This is a genomic window from Pseudomonas schmalbachii, from assembly GCF_017589465.1.
Classification (GTDB): Bacteria; Pseudomonadota; Gammaproteobacteria; order Pseudomonadales; family Pseudomonadaceae; genus Pseudomonas; species Pseudomonas schmalbachii.
On sequence record NZ_JAELYA010000005.1, the window covers coordinates 292748 to 310791 of the forward strand.

The 18044-nt window shown below is 66.9% G+C and carries 14 protein-coding genes and 1 pseudogene; 11 read left to right on the top strand and 4 right to left on the bottom strand.

What is annotated here, in order from left to right:
• The first annotated feature begins 42 nt into the window (after nucleotides 1-42).
• The 6 genes from JFY56_RS14920 (at nucleotide 43) to JFY56_RS14945 (ending at nucleotide 7933) form a co-directional block, all read left to right on the top strand.
• Nucleotides 43-1770 (top strand): acyl-CoA dehydrogenase family protein, encoded by a 1728-nt coding sequence (locus JFY56_RS14920; protein WP_208314622.1) that lies wholly within the window; start codon nucleotides 43-45, stop codon nucleotides 1768-1770.
• 33 nt (nucleotides 1771-1803) lie between these two features.
• Complete coding sequence (locus JFY56_RS14925; RefSeq protein ID WP_208314623.1) at nucleotides 1804-2991, top strand: CaiB/BaiF CoA transferase family protein; 1188 nt, start codon at nucleotides 1804-1806, stop codon at nucleotides 2989-2991.
• 75 nt (nucleotides 2992-3066) lie between these two features.
• Complete coding sequence (locus tag JFY56_RS14930) at nucleotides 3067-3867, top strand: enoyl-CoA hydratase (protein WP_208314624.1); 801 nt, start codon at nucleotides 3067-3069, stop codon at nucleotides 3865-3867.
• Nucleotides 3864-5399, top strand: coding sequence for a 3-hydroxyacyl-CoA dehydrogenase (locus JFY56_RS14935; RefSeq protein WP_208314625.1), 1536 nt, complete (start codon nucleotides 3864-3866; stop codon nucleotides 5397-5399). Before JFY56_RS14930 ends, JFY56_RS14935 begins: the two co-directional genes overlap by 4 nt.
• A 30-nt stretch (nucleotides 5400-5429) precedes the next feature.
• Entirely contained in the window at nucleotides 5430-6632 is a 1203-nt protein-coding gene (locus JFY56_RS14940; RefSeq protein ID WP_208314626.1) for a 3-oxoadipyl-CoA thiolase, read from the top strand.
• Nucleotides 6633-6682: 50 nt separating this feature from the next.
• Nucleotides 6683-7933, top strand: coding sequence for an OprD family porin (locus tag JFY56_RS14945; RefSeq protein ID WP_208314627.1), 1251 nt, complete (start codon nucleotides 6683-6685; stop codon nucleotides 7931-7933).
• A gap of 461 nt (nucleotides 7934-8394) precedes the next feature.
• On the opposite strand, the gene metR is transcribed toward JFY56_RS14945, so the two are convergent.
• Nucleotides 8395-9315 (bottom strand): transcriptional regulator MetR, encoded by a 921-nt coding sequence (gene metR / locus JFY56_RS14950; protein WP_208314628.1) that lies wholly within the window; start codon nucleotides 9313-9315, stop codon nucleotides 8395-8397.
• A 116-nt stretch (nucleotides 9316-9431) separates the two neighbouring features.
• Between metR and metE the strand changes: the two genes are divergently transcribed.
• On the top strand, nucleotides 9432-11738 hold the full coding sequence (gene metE, locus JFY56_RS14955; protein WP_208314629.1) for a 5-methyltetrahydropteroyltriglutamate--homocysteine S-methyltransferase: 2307 nt from the start codon (nucleotides 9432-9434) through the stop codon (nucleotides 11736-11738).
• A 144-nt stretch (nucleotides 11739-11882) separates the two neighbouring features.
• On the opposite strand, the gene JFY56_RS14960 is transcribed toward metE, so the two are convergent.
• Nucleotides 11883-12326, bottom strand: a complete 444-nt coding sequence (locus tag JFY56_RS14960; RefSeq protein WP_208314630.1) for a CopD family copper resistance protein — start codon at nucleotides 12324-12326, stop codon at nucleotides 11883-11885.
• Between the two features lie 200 nt (nucleotides 12327-12526).
• On the opposite strand from JFY56_RS14960, the gene JFY56_RS14965 reads away from it, so the two are divergent.
• Genes JFY56_RS14965 through rarD form a run of 3 tightly spaced genes read left to right on the top strand, consistent with a single transcriptional unit; the run spans nucleotide 12527 to nucleotide 15349 of the window.
• On the top strand, nucleotides 12527-13522 hold the full coding sequence (locus JFY56_RS14965) for an alpha/beta fold hydrolase (protein ID WP_208314631.1): 996 nt from the start codon (nucleotides 12527-12529) through the stop codon (nucleotides 13520-13522).
• A 58-nt stretch (nucleotides 13523-13580) separates the two neighbouring features.
• Nucleotides 13581-14453 (top strand): carboxylate/amino acid/amine transporter, encoded by an 873-nt coding sequence (locus JFY56_RS14970; protein WP_208314632.1) that lies wholly within the window; start codon nucleotides 13581-13583, stop codon nucleotides 14451-14453.
• Nucleotides 14450-15349 (top strand): EamA family transporter RarD, encoded by a 900-nt coding sequence (gene rarD, locus JFY56_RS14975; protein WP_208314633.1) that lies wholly within the window; start codon nucleotides 14450-14452, stop codon nucleotides 15347-15349. The genes JFY56_RS14970 and rarD overlap by 4 nt, the downstream gene beginning before the upstream one ends.
• Before the next feature lie 100 nt (nucleotides 15350-15449).
• Here rarD and JFY56_RS14980 read toward each other — a convergent pair whose 3' ends face one another.
• Nucleotides 15450-16067, bottom strand: coding sequence for a C40 family peptidase (locus JFY56_RS14980; RefSeq protein ID WP_208314634.1), 618 nt, complete (start codon nucleotides 16065-16067; stop codon nucleotides 15450-15452).
• Nucleotides 16068-16430: 363 nt separating this feature from the next.
• Nucleotides 16431-16541, bottom strand: a pseudogene (locus tag JFY56_RS24425) (NUDIX hydrolase); the annotation flags it as partial.
• Between the two features lie 111 nt (nucleotides 16542-16652).
• Here JFY56_RS24425 and JFY56_RS14985 point away from each other — a divergent pair.
• Complete coding sequence (locus tag JFY56_RS14985; protein WP_208314755.1) at nucleotides 16653-17990, top strand: DEAD/DEAH box helicase; 1338 nt, start codon at nucleotides 16653-16655, stop codon at nucleotides 17988-17990.
• Nucleotides 17991-18044 lie beyond the last annotated feature (54 nt).

Below are 18044 nucleotides of genomic sequence, written 5' to 3' on the forward strand. Positions count from 1 at the left end.
ACCTTCCCCTAGTCTCGGCGTAAAACAAGTAGGAGCTACGCCATGACGTCCATGTCCGAAGTACTTCCCGAAGACGCCCTGAACATTCCTGACAGCCGCGGGATGAACCTGTATTCCTGCGATCCGGGGCTGCGCCAGTTGCTCGATGCCTACCTGCAGCCCGATGTGCTCGCCCAGTGGCTGCCGGTTCTCCAGCAGCTCGGCGCGCGGGTGGGGGACGAACTGGACATGCTGGCGCTGTCGGCGGACAAGAACCCGCCGGTGCTGGCGGCCCGCACCCGTCGTGGCGAGGATGTGCAGAGCATCCACAAGCACCCGGACTTCGTCGCGCTGGAGCGCGTGGCCTACTCCGAACTCGGCCTGGCCTCCATGAGCCATCGTCCGGACGGCCCGCCGCCGCTGGTGAAGTACGCGCTCACCTATCTGTTCGTGCAGGCCGAATTCGGCCTCTGCTGCCCGGTCAGCATGACCGACTCGCTGACCCGCACCCTGCGCAAGTACGGCTCGCCGGAACTGGTCGAGCGCTACCTGCCGTCGCTGGCCTCGCGTGACTTCGACAACCTCTACCAGGGCGCGATGTTCATGACCGAACAGGCCGCCGGCTCCGACGTCGCGCGCACCCAGACCCGCGCGCGGCTGGAAGACGGCGAGTGGAAGCTGTACGGCGACAAGTGGTTCTGTTCCAACCCGGACGCCGACCTGGCGATGGTCCTGGCCCGCCCCGAAGGTGCGCCGGAAGGCATGAAGGGCGTCACCCTGTTCCTGCTGCCGAAGATCCGCCCGGACGGCTCGCGCAACGCCTATCGCATCCTGCGCCTGAAGGACAAGCTGGGCAGCCGTTCCATGGCCAGCGGCGAAATCTGCCTGGAAGGCGCCACCGCCTACCTGATCGGCGAGATCGGCCGCGGCTTCCAGCAGATGGCGGACATGGTCAACATGTCGCGCCTGTCCAACGGTGTGCGCGCCGCCGGCCTGATGCGCCGTGGGCTGAACGAGGCGCTGTTCATCGCCCGGCACCGCCGCGCCTTCGGCAAGCACCTGATCGACATGCCGCTGATGCAGAAACAGTTGCTGAAGATGATGCTGCCCGCCGAGCAGGCGCGTTCCATGTTCATGCAGATCGCCACGCTGCTGCCGCGTGCCGACGGCGGCGATGCCAGGGCGCAGAAATGCGTGCGCATCCTCACCCCGCTGATCAAGTTCCGCGCCTGCCGCGACGCCCGCCGGGTGACCGGCGATGCCATGGAGGTGCGCGGCGGCGTCGGCTACATCGAAGAGTGGAGCGACCCGCGCCTGGTGCGCGACGCCCACCTCGGCTCGATCTGGGAAGGCACCAGCAACATCGTGGCGCTGGACATCGCCCGCGCGGTCACCCGCGAACAGGCCCTGGAGCCCTTGCACCAGTACCTGCGCGAGCTGATCGACGGCAGCGGGTTGCCGGAGAGCAGCCGCACGCTCTTCGAGTTGGCCCTGGAACGCACCGTCAACTGCATGCGCGACGTGGCCGAGCAGCGCCGGGACGAGCAGGTCCGCCAGGCGGGCAGCGCGCTCTATCACATCTGCACGGCGATCTTCATGGCATGGGAAGCCGGCCATCAGGCGCCTGACTATCGCCGTCTGGCGCTGGCCCACCTGCTCCTCGAACACAAGCTGCTGCCGCGCGATCCGCTGCGCCTGGCGGACTGGGCGGGCAAGGCGGAACTGCTGGCCCGGGTGGTCGGCGAAGCGAGCCTGTCGCAGGCCGAGGCCATGCAGTTGCTGCCGGCCTGACCGCTCTCCACCAATAACAATCAGAGAGTTGCCATGAACAACGAAACCGGCGCCCTGCGTGGCCTGAAAGTCATCGATCTCAGTCGGGTCCTGGGCGGCCCGTACTGCACCCAGGCGCTGGCCGACCACGGCGCCGAAGTGATCAAGCTGGAACCCCTCGGCGGCGACGAGACCCGTGGCTGGGGGCCGCCCTTCGAAGGCGACACGGCGTCCTACTTCATCGGCGTCAACCGCAACAAGAAGGGCATCGCCGTCGACCTGTCGAAGCCGCAAGGCATCGAGGTGCTGCTGCAACTGCTGGAAGGCGCCGACGTGCTGATCGAGAACTTCAAGCCCGGCACCCTGGCGCGCTGGGGCATCGACTACCAGGAAGTGCTGAGCAAGCGCTTCCCGCGCCTGATCCACTGCGCGGTTTCCGGTTTCGGCGCCGACGGTCCGCTCGGCGGGCTGCCCGGCTACGACGCGGCGATCCAGGCGATGGGTGGACTGATGAGCGTGAACGGCGAGGCCCAGGGCGAGGCGCTGCGCATCGGCCTGCCGATCGTCGACATGGTCACCGGGCTGAATGCGGTGGTCGGCATCCTGCTGGCGCTGAACGAGCGCCAGCTCAGCGGACGCGGGCAGTCCATCGACATCGCCCTGTACGACTGCGGCATTTCCCTGCTGCATCCGCACATGCCCAACTACTTCGCCTCCGGCCGCACGCCGCAGCGCACCGGCAACGCGCATCCCAACATCGCCCCGTACGACAGCTACCGTACCGGCACCGAGCCGATCTTCCTCGCGGTCGGCAACGACCGTCAGTTCGCCCGGCTGTGCGAATACCTGGGCGCCGGCGAGCTGCTGGAGGACCCGCGCTTCGCCGACAACGGCAAGCGCTCGGTCAACCGCCAGGCGTTGAAGCAGGCGCTGGAGAGCCATCTGGCGGCGCACGACGGCCGCGAGCTGGCCGAGCGGCTGATCCGCCTCGGCGTGCCCTGCGGCGCCATCGCCACGGTGGATCGCGTGGTCGAGCACCCGCACACCCGCCATCGCGGGCTGCTGGTGGAGATGGGCGACTACCGCGGCATCGCCTCGCCGGTGAAGCTGTCGCGCACCCCCGCCAGCTATCGCAGCCCGCCGCCGGGTCTGGGCGAAAGCACCCGCGAGGTGCTCGAAGAACTCGGCCTTGCCCCCGAGGTGATCGAGACCCTGTTCCAGCGCGGCATCGTGCGCGGCTGAAACACGCCTCCTGTCGACGCGGCCGGGCATCGCCGGCCGCTGCCGACTTCCCGAATCGAATAGCCGGAGATCGTCATGAGCTCTTGCCAGGGGGCCGTGCGCCCCGAATCCACTGTGCTGCTGGAACGACCGGAGGAGGGCGTGGCCCTGCTGCGGCTGAATCGTCCGGCAGCGCTGAACGCCCTGAACATGGCCCTGCGCGAGGAACTGGCCGCGCACTTCCTGCGGTTGAACGACTGCGCCGAGACCCGCGTGATCGTCGTCACCGGCAGCGACACGGTATTCGCCGCCGGGGCGGACCTCGGCGAGATGGCCGAGGCTGGCGCGCTGGAGATCTACCAGCGCCACGTCGAGCGCTACTGGCAGGCGATTTCCCGCTGCGCCAAGCCGGTCATCGCCGCCGTCAACGGCTACGCCCTGGGCGGCGGCTGCGAACTGGCGATGCACTGCGACCTGATCGTCGCCGGCGCCTCCGCGCGTTTCGCCCAGCCGGAGATCAAGGTCGGCGTCATGCCTGGAGCCGGCGGCACCCAGTGCCTGTTGCGCGCGGTCGGCAAGTACCAGGCGATGCGCATGCTGCTGACCGGCTGCATGGTGCGCGCCGAAGAAGCATTGGCGATGGGACTGGTCAGCGAAGTGGTGGCCGATGAGCAGGCTCTGCCCCGGGCGCTGGAGCTGGCCCGCGGCATCGCCGGCATGCCGCCGCTGGCGCTGGCGCAGATCAAGGAGGTGGTCCTGGCTGGCATGGACATGCCGCTGGACCACGCCCTGGCGCTGGAGCGCAAGGCCTTCCAGCTGCTGTTCGATTCGAAGGACCAGAAGGAAGGCATGCGCGCCTTCCTCGACAAGCGCAAGCCGGAGTACCGCGGAGAATGAGCACTCAACCGATCACCTGCGTCGGCATCGTCGGCACCGGCGCCATGGGGCAGGGCATCGCCCAGATCGCGGCGCAGGCCGGGCTGCGCGCCTGCCTGTTCGACGTCCGTCCCGGCGCGGCGCAGCGAGCCCGCGACGGCATCGCGGCGATCCTCGCCAGACTGGTGGAAAAGGGCCGGCTGACGGCCGAGGCCGCCGAGCGGGCAGCCGGCAACCTGCATGTGCTGGAAAGCCTGGAGTCGCTGCGCGACTGCCAGGTGGTGGTCGAGGCCATCGTCGAGAACCTGGAGGCCAAGCAGGCGCTGTTCCGCCAGTTGGAAGAGGTACTGGACGCCGACACCATCCTGGCGAGCAACACCTCGTCGCTGTCGATCACCGCGATTGCCTCGGCCTGCCGCCATCCCGGCCGCGTCGCCGGCCTGCACTTCTTCAATCCCGTGCCGCTGATGCGTCTGGTCGAGGTGATCGACGGTCTCGCCACCCACGCCGAGGTCGGCGAGCGCCTGCACGAGCTGGTCGGGGCCATGGGGCACCAGCCGGTGCGCGCCAGCGACACCCCCGGATTCATCGTCAACCACGCCGGACGCGCCTTCGGCACCGAGGCGCTGCGCATCCTCGGCGAGGGCGTGGCCAGTGCGGCGGCCATCGATGGCGTGCTGCGCGAAAGCGCCGGCTTTCGCATGGGGCCGTTCGAATTGCTCGACCTGATTGGCCTGGATGTCAGCCTGCCGGTGATGGAGTCGGTCTACCGGCAGTTCTACGAGGAGCCGCGCTACCGGCCGCATCCGCTGCTGCGGCAGATGCTTGCGGCCGGGCATCTGGGACGCAAGAGCGGCCAGGGCTTCTATCGCTACGGCGAGGAAGCTGCGGCGCCGCGCGATGCATCCTGCGCCGTGCCGGTCTGCGAAACGCTGCCGCCGGTGTGGCTGGGCACCGACGACCAGATCGGCCGTATCCGCCTGCTGGCATTGCTGGAGCGCCTGGGCGCCGAGGTGGAGTCCGGCGAGCGTCCGTCCGGCGACGCGCTGTGCCTGCTGGCGCCGCTCGGCGACGACGCCACCCATGCCGCGCAACGCTTCGCCGTCGATCCGGAGCGCGTGGTGGCGGTCGATACCCTGGCCGACCTCGAACGGCACCGCTGCCTGATGCTCAACCCGCTGACCCGCGCGGACATGCAGCACGCCGCCCATGCGCTGTTCGCCCGCGATGGCGCCGGGGTGACGGTGATTCGCGACAGCACGGGCTTCATCGTCCAGCGCACGCTGGCCTCGATCGTCAACCTGGCCTGCGACATCGCCCAGCAGGGGATCGCCTCGGTGGCCGACATCGACCTGGCGGTGCGCCTCGGCCTCGGTTATCCCCATGGCCCGCTGGAGTGGGGCGACCGGCTGGGTGCCGGGCGCCTGCTGCGCATCCTCGAACGCATCCACGCGCTCACCGGCGACCCGCGCTACCGCCCGAGCCCCTGGCTGCGCCGCCGCGCCAGCCTGGGCATGTCCCTGAGCCAGCCGGAAAACCCGTTGCCGGCCTGACCATCCGCCTTTCCCTGCGAGAACTTCATCATGCTCGATGCCTATATCTACGCCGGCCTGCGCACGCCGTTCGGCCGCCACGCCGGAGCCCTGTCCCGGGTGCGTCCGGACGATCTGGTCGGCGCGCTGCTGGCGCGGGTCGTGGAAACCTCCGGCTTCGCCGCCGACGACCTGGAAGACGTCATCCTCGGCTGCACCAACCAGGCCGGCGAGGACAGCCGCAATCTGGCGCGCAACGCCCTGCTCGCCGCCGGCCTGCCGTGGCGGGTGCCGGGGCAGACGGTCAACCGCCTGTGCGCCAGCGGCCTGTCGGCGGTGATCGACGCGGCGCGCGCAATCACCTGCGGCGAGGGTCGCTTGTACCTGGCCGGCGGCGCCGAAAGCATGTCGCGCGCGCCATTCGTCATGGGCAAGGCGGACAGCGCCTTCAGCCGGGCAGTGAACGTGTTCGACACCACCATCGGCGCGCGCTTCGCCAATCCGCGTCTGGTCGAGCGCTACGGCAACGACAGCATGCCGGAGACCGGCGACAACGTGGCGCGCGAGTTCGGCATCGCCCGGGAGGACGCGGATCGCTTCGCCGCCGCTTCCCAGGCGCGCTACCAGGCGGCGCTGCGGAACAGTTTCTTCGCCGGCGAGATCATGCCCGTCGAGGTGCCGTCCGGACGCAGGGGCGAGATGCAGGTCGTCGAGCACGACGAGCATCCACGCCCGCAATCGGACCTGGCGGCGTTGTCCCGCCTGCCGGCGCTGTTCCCCGGCGGCGTGGTCACCGCCGGCAACGCCTCGGGCATCAACGACGGCGCGGCGGTGCTGCTGCTTGGTAACCGCGAGATCGGCGAGCGCCACGGAGTACGGCCTCTGGCGCGAATCCTGGCCTCCGCCAGCGTCGGCGTGGAGCCGCGCATCATGGGCATCGGCCCGCACCGGGCGATCCAGGTCGCGCTGCAGCGCGCCGGCCTCGGCCTGGACGAGGTCGATCTGATCGAGATCAACGAGGCATTCGCCTCGCAGGTCCTGTCCTGCCTGAAGGCCCTCGATCTGGACTTCGACGACCCGCGCGTCAACCCCAATGGCGGCGCCATCGCCCTCGGCCATCCGCTGGGCGCTTCCGGCGCGCGGCTGGCGCTGACCGCCGCCCGCGCATTGCAGCAACGCAACCAGCGTTACGCCGTGGTCAGCCTGTGTGTCGGCGTCGGCCAGGGCGTGGCAATGGTGATCGAGCGCTGCTGATTCCCCCTGAATGGGGTGCTATGGCGCCCCTTTAACCGTTCGGAGAACGCATGAACAAGAACAACAAAGGAACTGTTTTCCTGCTCACCACCCTGGCCGCCTGCAGTGGCCCGGCGCTGGCAGAGGGCTTCCTGGAGGACGGCAAGGCCAGCCTGGCCATGCGCAACTTCTATATGAACCGCGACTTCCGCGACGGCGCCGGCCGCTCGAAGAGCGAGGAGTGGGCCCAGGGCTTTCTCCTCGACTACCGCTCGGGCTACACCGCCGGCACGGTCGGTGTCGGCCTGGACGTCCTGGGCAAGCTGGGCATCAAGCTCGATTCGAGTCCCGACCGCAACGGCACCGGGCTGCTCCCGGTGCAGGCCGACGGGCGCGCGGCGGACGACTACTCGCGGCTCGACCCGACGGCCAAGCTGCGCATCTCCCGCACGGAGCTGAAGCTCGGCGCGCTGGTGCCCAAGCTGCCCACCGTGCAGCCCAACTACGGTCGCCTGTTCCCGCAGGTGTTCCAGGGCGGCCTGCTGACTTCCGGCGAGGTGAGCGGCTTGACCCTCAACCTGGGGCGGCTGGACGAGGTCAGCCAGCGCAACGAGGCGGGCACCAGCGACCTGGCGCTGTTCAACCGCAACGGACGCTTCGCCGGGGCGGCGAAGGCGGACCATTTCTACCTGGGCGGCCTGGACTACCAGTTCGCTCCGGGCTGGACCGGCAGTTATCACTACGGCGAGCTGGAGGATGTCTACGACCAGCACTTCCTCGGCCTGAAGAGCCAGACGCCCATCGCCGCGGACAGCCTGGAAACCGACCTGCGCCTGGCGATCAGCAAGGACGCCGGCGACGGGCGTGGCGGCAGGATCGACAACCGCTCCTTCAGCGGCCTGGTCACCTACCGCCTGCACAACGGCCATGCCTTCGGCCTGGGCTACCAGCGCATGCACGGCGACAGCGCATTTCCCTACCTGGACGGGACCGATCCATACCTGATCAACTTCGGCCAGTACGGCGATTTCGCCGAGGCCGGGGAAAGCTCCTGGCAGGCGCGCTACGACTACGATTTCGCCCCGCTGGGCCTGCCCGGCCTGAGCTTCATGACCCGCTACTTCAGCGGCCGCGACGCGGAGCCGACCGGAGGCAGCGGCAGCCGCGAATGGGAGCGCGACACCGACATCAAGTACGTGCTGCAGAGCGGCGCCCTGAAGGGCCTGGGCCTGACCTGGCGCAACGCGACCTACCGCTCCGAGTTCAGCCGCGATGTCGATGAGAACCGGCTGTACCTGAGCTACAGCATTCCGTTGTTCTGAGTGGATGGGATGCGGCGCTGGCCGGGCGTCCGGTCCGAGGGTGTCTTTTGTAGGGTGGACAACGCGAAGCTTGTCCACCGCCCCGTCGTACTGCGCTTGATGATGGAAAAGGCTTCGCCGTTTTCCACCCTACGCCTGGCCGAGCCCCGGGCGTAGGGCGGGTGCAACCCGCCAATCAACTCGAGCGAAGGCAATGGCGGGTTTCACCCGCCCTACGGTTAACTGATGGTGCGACGTGGCTGGGCCAGAACCCGCGTAGGTTGGTGCTGAACGCAGTGAAGCCCAACGATGGCGATGTTGGGCTTCGCGTTGCTCAGCGCCAACCTACAAATGCTGCAATGCCAACCGGCAGCACTGTAAAACCCCCTCTCCCTCCGGGAGAGGGCTGGGGTGAGGGAATCGCAACGCAGGATCATCGGTAGGAGCGCATCACACCGCAGGAGTTGCGTGGGCGCGATGCCTTACCCCTTAGCCGCACTAACCCCTTCCAGCGTGGCGAACGAGGTGTCCTTCGCCGTCAGCAGGAAGTCGCGCATGAACGGCGCATCCAGCATGTCCGCGCGAATCCCCGCGTAGAGCGTGGCGTACAGGCCTTTCTCGCCCAGCCGCCGGGCCGTCACGTAGCCGCGTGAGCTGTACTCGTGCAGCGCCCAGTTGGGCAGGCAGCACACGCCGCGGCCGGAGGCCACCAGTTGCATCATCATCACCGTCAGTTCCGAGGTGCGTACCTGTGCCGGTTCGACGTCGGCCGGGTCGAGGAAGCGGGTGAAGATGTCCAGACGGTCGCGTTCCACCGGGTAGGTGATCAGCGTCTGGCTGGCCAGGTCTTCCGGCACGATGTAGGGCTTGGTGGCCAGGGCGTGGTGGTTGTCCACCGCCAGCAGCGCCTCGTAGGTGAACAGCGGCACGTAGGTGATGCCGGCGATCTCGATGGGATCGGAAGTCACCACCAGGTCGAGGTCGCCGCGCGCCAGGGCCGGCAGCGGGGCGAAGGAGAAGCCCGAGGCGAGGTCCAGCTCGACTTCCGGCCAGGCGTCGCGGAACTGGTCGATGGTCGGCATCAGCCACTGGAAGCAGCTGTGGCATTCGATTGCCATGTGCAGGCGCCCGGCGGTGCCGCCGGCCAGCCGCGCCAGGTCACGCTCGGCGCCGCGCAGTTGCGGCAGCACGGAATCCGCCAGTTGCAGCAGGCGCAGTCCGGCGCTGGTGAAGCGCACCGGCTTGGTCTTGCGGATGAACAGGGATAGCCCCAGGCGATCCTCCAGTTCCTTGAACTGGTGGGAGAGGGCGGATTGGGTGAGGTGCAGGCGCTCGGCCGCCTCTACCAGACTGTCGGCCTCGCGCAGTGCATGCAGGGTTTTCAGATGACGCAGTTCGAGCATGATGGCCGACCTCAATATGAGTAAAACTTGATTGCAACGCGAATAGATTGAGTTTGTCTCATGACGACCCGGCTGTCGACAATGTGCGGCATCAACCCACATTGGAGATTTCCGCCATGGCTCTGGCTCATTCCCTTGGCTTCCCGCGCATCGGCCGCGACCGCGAACTGAAGAAGGCCCAGGAAGCCTTCTGGAAAGGCGAGCTCGACGAAGCCGGCCTGCGCGCCGTCGGTCGCGAACTGCGTGCGTCGCACTGGCAGGTGCAGAAGGACGCCGGCATCGACCTGCTGCCGGTTGGCGATTTCGCCTGGTACGACCAGGTGCTGACCCATTCGCTGACCTTCGGCGTGATCCCCGAACGCTTCCGCCCGCACGATGGTGGCAAGCCGACTTTGCAGACCCTGTTCGCCATGGCCCGTGGCGCTGTGGCGACGGATCGCAGCGATAGCTGCTGTGGCGGTGCCCACGCCCAGGAAATGACCAAGTGGTTCGATACCAACTATCACTACCTGGTCCCGGAGTTCAGCGCCGGCCAGGAGTTCAAGCTGAGCTGGGAACAGCTCTTCGAGGAAGTCGAGGAAGCCAAGGCGCTGGGTCACGCGGTGAAGCCGGTGGTGATCGGCCCGCTGACCTACCTCTGGCTGGGCAAGGTGAAAGGCGCCGAGTTCGACAAGCTGGACCTGCTGGAACGCCTGCTGCCGCTCTACGGTGAAATCTTCCAGCGCCTCGCCGCGCAGGACGTGGAGTGGGTGCAGATCGACGAGCCGATCCTTGTCCTCGACCTGCCGCAGGACTGGAAGAACGCCTTCGAGCGCGCCTACAACCTGCTGCAGCGCGAGCCGCTGAAAAAGCTGATCGCCACCTATTTCGGCGGTCTGGAAGACAACCTCGGCCTGGCCGCCGGCCTGCCGCTGGACGGCCTGCACATCGACCTGGTGCGGGCGCCGGAGCAGTACCCGACCATTCTCGACCGACTGCCGGCCTATAAAGTGCTGTCCCTCGGCCTGGTCAACGGCCGCAACGTCTGGCGCTGCGATCTGGAGAAGGCGCTGGCCGTGCTGCAGCATGCCCATGAGCGGCTGGGCGAGCGCCTCTGGGTGGCGCCGTCCTGCTCGCTACTGCACAGCCCGGTGGACCTGGCCCGCGAAGACAGGCTGGATGCCGAGCTGAAAAGCTGGCTGGCCTTCGCCGTGCAGAAGTGCGCGGAAGTGGCCGTTCTCGCCCGCGCGCTGAACGAACCGGAAGCGCCGGAAGTCCTCGCCGCACTGGCCGACAGCCGCGCCGTGCAGGCCAGCCGCGCCGCCTCGCCACGCATCCACAAGCCGCAGGTGCAGGCGCGCCTGGCCGCCATCCGTGCGCAGGACAGCCAGCGTCCGTCGCCGTTCGACGTGCGTATAAATAAGCAGCGCGCGCATCTCGATCTGCCGCTGTTCCCGACCACCACCATCGGCTCCTTCCCGCAGACCCCGGCGATCCGCCTGGCGCGCCAGGCATTCAGGCAGGGCAAGCTGTCCCAGGCCGAGTACGCCGAAGCCATGCACAGCGAAATCCGCCATGCCGTGGAAGTGCAGGAAAGCCTGGGCCTGGACGTGCTGGTGCACGGCGAGGCCGAGCGCAACGACATGGTCGAGTATTTCGCCGAACAGCTCGACGGCTACGCCTTCACCCGCTTTGGCTGGGTGCAGAGCTACGGTTCGCGTTGCGTGAAGCCGGCGGTGATCTACGGCGACCTGAGCCGCCCGAAAGCCATGACCGTGGAGTGGATCAGGTACGCCCAGAGCCTCACCGGCAAGGTGATGAAGGGCATGCTGACCGGACCGGTGACCATGCTGATGTGGTCCTTCCCGCGCGAGGACGTTAGCCGCGAGGTGCAGGCGCGCCAACTGGCGCTGGCGATCCGCGACGAAGTGGTCGACCTGGAAGCCGCCGGCATCCGCATCGTGCAGATCGACGAAGCGGCCTTCCGCGAGGGTCTGCCGCTGCGCCGCGAGCAGTGGGGCCGCTATCTCGACTGGGCTACCGAGGCGTTCCGCCTGTGCGCCTCCGGCGTGCGCGATGAAACGCAGATCCACACCCACATGTGCTACAGCGAGTTCAACGACGTGATCGAGTCCATCGCCGCGATGGATGCCGACGTGATCACCATCGAGACGTCGCGTTCGGACATGGAGCTGCTGGATGCCTTCGAGGCCTTCGCCTATCCGAACGAGATCGGCCCGGGCGTCTACGACATCCACTCGCCGCGCGTGCCGGGCGCCGAGGAGATGGTCAAGCTGCTGCGCAAGGCCGCCCGCCGGGTGCCCGCCGAGCGCCTGTGGGTCAACCCCGACTGCGGCCTGAAGACCCGCGGCTGGCCGGAGACCGAGGCGGCGCTGGTGAACATGGTCGCCGCCGCCCGCCAATTACGCCGCGAGTTCGCCTGACTCGGAGCGAGTAGCCGTAGGTTGGCGCTGAGCGCAGCGAAGCCCAACGGTGCCAATGCCGGACCGATGTTGGGCTTCGCAAGCTCAGCGCCAACCTGCGAAACCCAGCATGGAGTCTCCTGCAGGAGCGACCGCTCGCGCGTTTTACCAGCTCAGATAGAACATCCCCTTCGCCAGCAGCACGATGGCGAGCACATGGCAGAACACGCTGATATGGATGAAGTGCGAGCGGCGTGCGGTCATGCCTCCGCTGGCGAACAGCAGCATGGCGGTGACGAAGTGGCCGAGCACGCTGACGGCGAGCAGTATCTTCAGCGCCAGCAGCGTGCCGAACGACGATTCCAGCGGGGCGGCCAGCAGTTGCAGGTAGCGCTCCCAGGCCATGCCGATGCCGGCGCCGAACAGCACCAGGATCACCCACGGCATCAGCCGCCGGGCGCGCTGGCCGATGGCTCGTTCCACGGCGCGCATGGCGTCTTCCGGTACATGCTTGCGCACGCTTTCGAGGATCAGCACTTCGAAGAACACCGTGCCAACGAACATCAGCGCGGCGAGCAGGTGCAGGGTGAGCAGGATCGGATAGCCCATGGATGAGATCGCTCCCGGATCGGTCAGGTCTTTGCCGAATCATGGTAGCTGGCGCGGCCATCGCCCAATGACCGGAATCATGCGACGGCGAGACGACCGCTCGGCGCCTTTCATCAAACTGTCACCGTTGTGTGGCAGAGCGAACGACGGAAATTCATCAGAATCGCGCCTTACTGGGGTTTTGCATTCTGGAAATTCACATGCGTGCGCTTCTGCTGGCGGCGGTGCTGTTCTTCGGCCTGCCGTGGCCTGCCTTTGCCGGTGACCGCTGCGATACGCAAGTCCCGACGGAAACCATCGACCTGGACGACGTACGCCTGGCCTACCAGAGCGTCGGCCGTGAGCAGGACCCCGCGCTGCTGCTGATCATGGGCCTGGGCGGACAGCTGATCCACTGGCCCGACGAGGTGGTCCGGGCGCTCTGCCAGCAGGGACTGCGGGTGATCCGCTACGACAACCGCGATGTCGGCCTGTCCGCCTGGCGCGTGCCCGTGCCGACCGCCAGCCTCACCTACGAGGTCGTCCGCTACCGCCTCGGCCTGCCGGTCAAGGCGCCCTACAGCCTGACCGACATGGCCGGCGATGCCCTGCATCTGCTGGACGCCCTGCATATCCGCCGCGCCCACGTGCTCGGCGCGAGCATGGGCGGGATGATCGCCCAGCATGTCGCCGACCTGGCGCCGCAGCGGGTGATCAGCCTGACCCTGGTGATGACCAGTTCCGGCGCGGAAGGATTGCCGGCGCCCAGCGAGGAACTGCTGCGCCTGCTCGCCCGGCGCGAGGCGGGTAGCCGCGAGCAGGCCATCGAGCAGCAGGTCGATCTGCTCGCCGCCCTCGGCAGCCCGGAGGTACCGGCGGACCGCGCGCAACTGCTGACGGAGGCTGCGCGCTCCTACGATCGCGCCTTCAATCCGGAAGGCGTGCAGCGCCAGTTGCTGGCGATCCTCGCCGAACCCAGCCGGGTGGAGCTGCTCAACCGCCTCGACCTGCCGACGCTGGTCATCCACGGCACTGCCGATCCGTTGCTGCCGGTGATGCATGGCGTGCATGTCGCGGCGCATATCCGCGGCGCGCAGCTGAAGCTGATTCCGGGCATGGCGCACAGCTTCCAGGAGCCGTTCAAGGCGCCGCTGCTGGCAGTGCTGCTGCCCTATCTGCGGGCGCACCAGCCGGACGGACACGTGGCGCAGCTCTAGGGTTTCCTGCACCCGGCAAAACCGCTATGTTCCACGCCCCGTTTCCGGTGCCGTGGTCATGCCTTACCTGCTTATCGTTACCGTCCTCTGGGCGATTTCCTTCAGCCTGATCGGCGAATACCTCGCCGGCCAGGTGGACAGCTATTTCGCCGTGCTCACCCGCGTGGTGCTGGCGCTGCTGGTGTTCCTGCCGCTGACGCGCTGGAGCGGGGTGGCGCCGCGTTTCGTCGGCGGGGTGATGCTGGTCGGCGCGCTGCAGTTCGGCATCACCTATGTCTGCCTGTACGAGAGCTTCCGCGTGCTGACGGTGCCGGAGGTGCTGCTGTTCACCGTGCTTACGCCGCTGCACGTGGCGCTGATCGACGATGCGCTGAACCGCCGCTTCAACCCGTGGGCGTTGCTGGCTGCGGCGGTGGCGGTATTCGGCGCGGCGATCATTCGCTATGACGGCGTCAGCGGCGAATTCTTCCTCGGCTTCCTGCTGCTGCAACTGGCCAACGCCACCTTCGCCGCCGGCCAGGTCATGTACAAGCATCTGGTCGCGCGCTATCCCTCGGACATCCCGCAATACCGCCGCTTCGGCTACTTCTTCATCGGTGCATTGGTGATTGCCCTGCCGGGTTGGTGGTTGCTGGGCAATCCGCAGAAGCTGCCGACCACCGACGTGCAGTGGGGCGTGCTGCTGTTCATGGGCTTGCTGGCCACCGCACTCGGGCAATACTGGTGGAACAAGGGCGGCACCCTGGTGGATGGCGGGACGCTGGCAGTGATGAACAATCTGCACATTCCGGTCGGCCTGCTGATCAACCTGCTGATCTGGAACGAGGATGAGGACCTGCTGCGCCTGACGCTGGGCGGAGCGGTGATCGTCGCCTCGCTGGGGATCAATCGCCTGGGCATCAAGCGGCCGCTCACCGAGGCGCGCGCATGAATATTTCCGGACGCGGCGTCGCGCTCTCGGTCGCCGCCTCGCTGCTGTTCGTCACCCTGCCGGGCTATATCCGCTTTCTCGCGCCGCTGGACAGCATCCTGATCATCGCCCACCGGGTGATCTGGTCGATTCCCATGGTCCTGCTGCTGGTGCTGTTCACCCGCCAGGGCGAGGTGCTGCGCTCGGCCGGTCGACGCCTGTTGCGCGAGCGCTGGCTGCTGCTGTGCTTCCCGATCTCGGCGGCGATGATGCTGGTGCAATGGGGCGTATTCATCTGGGCGCCGATGGTCGGGCGCACGCTGGAATTGTCCCTCGGCTACTTCCTCCTGCCGCTGACCATGGTGCTCTGCGGCCGGCTGTTCTATGGCGAGCGGCTGACCTCGCTGCAGGCCATCGCCGTGGCGTTCGCGGTGATCGGCGTGCTCCACGAACTGTGGCTGACGCGCGCCTTCTCCTGGTTCACCCTGATCACCGCGCTGGGCTATCCGCCGTATTTCATGCTGCGCCGCAAGATGGGCGTGGACGCGCTGTCGGGGTTCATCTTCGAGATGCTGATCCTGCTGCCGTTCGCCCTGTTGACGCTCTGGTATCGCGGCGATGGCCAGGTATTCGCCGACGCGCCGCGGCTCTGGCTACTGCTGCCGGTGATGGGGCTGATCAGTGCGCTGGCGTTCGGCGCGATGATGGCGTCCAGCCGGCTGCTGCCGATGGGGCTGTTCGGGATTCTCAGCTACCTGGAACCGGCGCTGCTGTTCGCCATCGCCGTGCTGTTCCTCGGCGAGAGCTTCGAGGCCGCGCAGCTCTGGACCTACGGGCCGATCTGGGTGGCGGTGCTGCTGACTGGCTGGGACAGCGCGCGGATGCTGCGCCGACAGGCGCGTCGCGGGATGCAATAAAGGAAGGGGATTTGCGAAAGAGGGTGGATAACCGTTGCGGTCATCCACCTCTATATCCGGCGGGTCGGGCGTTCGGCACGATCCGCCAGGTGCGGGGCGATCACTCGTAGCGACGGGCGGAGGGCAGGTCGGCCTTGGCCAGGGTTTCCGGCAGGACGCGCTTGCCAGCGATGTAATGGCGCTTCCAGTAGCTGCCATTCAGATCGGATACGCGGACGTTCTTGCCACGGCGCGGTGCGTGGATGAACTTGTCGTCGCCGACGTAGATGCCGACGTGGTCGACGCTGCGGCTGCGAATGCGGAAGAACACCAGGTCGCCCGGCTGCAGATCGCTGCGATTGATCTTCGGGTTGCCCTTCTGGCCGTAGATCGCCCGCGCGGTACGCGGCAGGTCCACTTCATCCACATCGCGGAAGACATAGTTGACCAGCCCGCTGCAGTCGAAGCCACGCTTCGGCGACATGCCGCCCCAGCGATAGGGGATGCCGATCTGCTTGTAGGCGCGCTGGGTAATCTGGTGCGCGTCGGACTTGGCATCCCCGATCGACTGCTGCGACGTCATGGTCAGCAGCTTGCGACCCTGAACCGGAACGCGCAGGTCTACCGGCGCAGGTTCATAGGAATGAGTGACTTTGTAAGAGGCGGAAGCCTCGTTCCCCGTGCCAGCCAAAACGGCCGCAAAGCCTATGGAGAGGCATGTCAAAATGGTACTGCGCATTCGGCATGTCTACTTTGAGGTTGATGTAATCCAGGCTCCGCTGGATCGCCGTTGCTCTTCGGCGGGCGATGGTTTCCTTGGGTCCGTGTTTTAGAGTTCGCGCATCAGACCATATTTCATGGCTGTTTTTTGACCGTTCGTCGTCTCTTGCGACGTGCATGTGACCTGGGGAGCGGCTGATGGCACGTCTTCGAACGGGATGCGGAGTTGATCGTTTTATAGCCAGAACCCCTATGGGATGAGGGTTTCAGCACGAATAGGAATGTCGGGATTCAGGTTCGGAATGCCTCGGCAAGAGGCAGGATGTCGCAGGTCTGTTCCCGACGAAATGCACACCGGCGTCGCCGAGTCAGATGACCTGAGTCAGCGGCCGAGGTAGTCGAAGAGCGCTGGCAGAACCTTGTCGCGGAGCAAGGGTGCGAGCGAGTCGGACCTTTCTTCGTCACTTTCCAGCCAGGCAAGTTCCTCAAGTTCCGTCGCCGGTTGCACCGGACGACGGCGGCGGCGGGCAATGCCGGCGTGCGAATAAATCCTGCGCCGAAACGCGCCAGACGTTAGGCTATGCAGCTATTTGATCCTTCCGTGATACCGAGGTCTGCCTTGTTCGCCCAATTCGCCCTCCATGAACGCCTGCTCAAGGCGCTGGATTCGCTGTCCTTCACCGAGCCGACCGCCGTCCAGGCCGCCGCCATTCCGAAGGCTCTGGAAGGGCGCGACCTGCGGGTGACGGCGCAGACCGGCAGCGGCAAGACCGCCGCCTTCGTCCTGCCGCTGCTGCACCGCCTGCTTGCCGAAGAGAAGCCGAAGAGCGGCGCACGCGCGCTGATCCTGCTGCCGACCCGCGAGCTGGCGCAGCAGACATTGAAGGAAGTCGAGCGCTTCGCCCAGTTCACCTTTATCAAGGGCTGCCTGATCACTGGCGGCGAGGACTTCAAGGTGCAGGGCGCGCGTCTGCGCAAGAATCCGGAAATCATCATCGGCACGCCGGGCCGCCTGAGCGAACAGTTCAACGCCGGCAACCTGCCGCTGGGTGACGTCGAGGTGCTGGTGCTCGACGAAGCCGACCGCATGCTCGACATGGGCTTCGCCGAGGACGTGCTGAAGCTTGCCGGGGAGTGCCCGCAAGCGCGCCAGACCCTGCTGTTCTCCGCCACCGCCGGCAGCGGCCTGCACGAGATGGTCGAGAAGGTGCTGCGCGAGCCGCAGGTGCTGCAGCTGAACCGCGTCAGCGAACTGAACGAAGACGTGCGCCAGCAGATCATCCTGGCCGACCACGTAGCGCACAAGGAGCAACTGGTGCACTGGCTGCTCGGCAACGAGCCGTACGAGAAGGCCATTGTCTTCACCAATACCCGCGCCCAGGCCGACCGCCTGACCGGTCGATTGATCGCCAACGGGCACAAGGTCTTCGTCCTGCACGGCGAAAAGGACCAGAAGGAACGCAAGCTGGCCATCGACCGCCTGAAGCAGGGCGCGGTGAAGATCCTGGTCGCCACCGACGTCGCCGCGCGCGGTCTGGACGTCGAGGGCCTGGACCTGGTGATCAACTTCGACATGCCGCGCAGCGGCGACGAATACGTACACCGCATCGGTCGTACCGGTCGCGCCGGTGCCTCTGGCGTGGCGATCTCGCTGATCTGCCACGGCGACTGGAACCTGATGTCGAGCATCGAGCGCTACCTCAAGCTGCGCTTCGAAAATCGCGCCATCCAGGGCCTGAAGGCCAATTACCATGGGCCGAAGAAGCTCAAGGCATCCGGCAAGGCCGCCGGCACCAAGAAGAAAAAGACCGATGGGAAGAAGACCGGTGCCAAGCCGGCAGCCAAGCGCAAGCCGGCTGCACGGCCGAAAGCCGCGCCGTCCTCCGTGGTCAGCCAGGACGGCATGGCGCCGCTCAAGCGCAAGAAGCCAGCTGCCGAATAATCCCTCCATCCGGGGCGCGCTTCCTTATCCGGACGTGCGCCTTGTTCCTCCGCT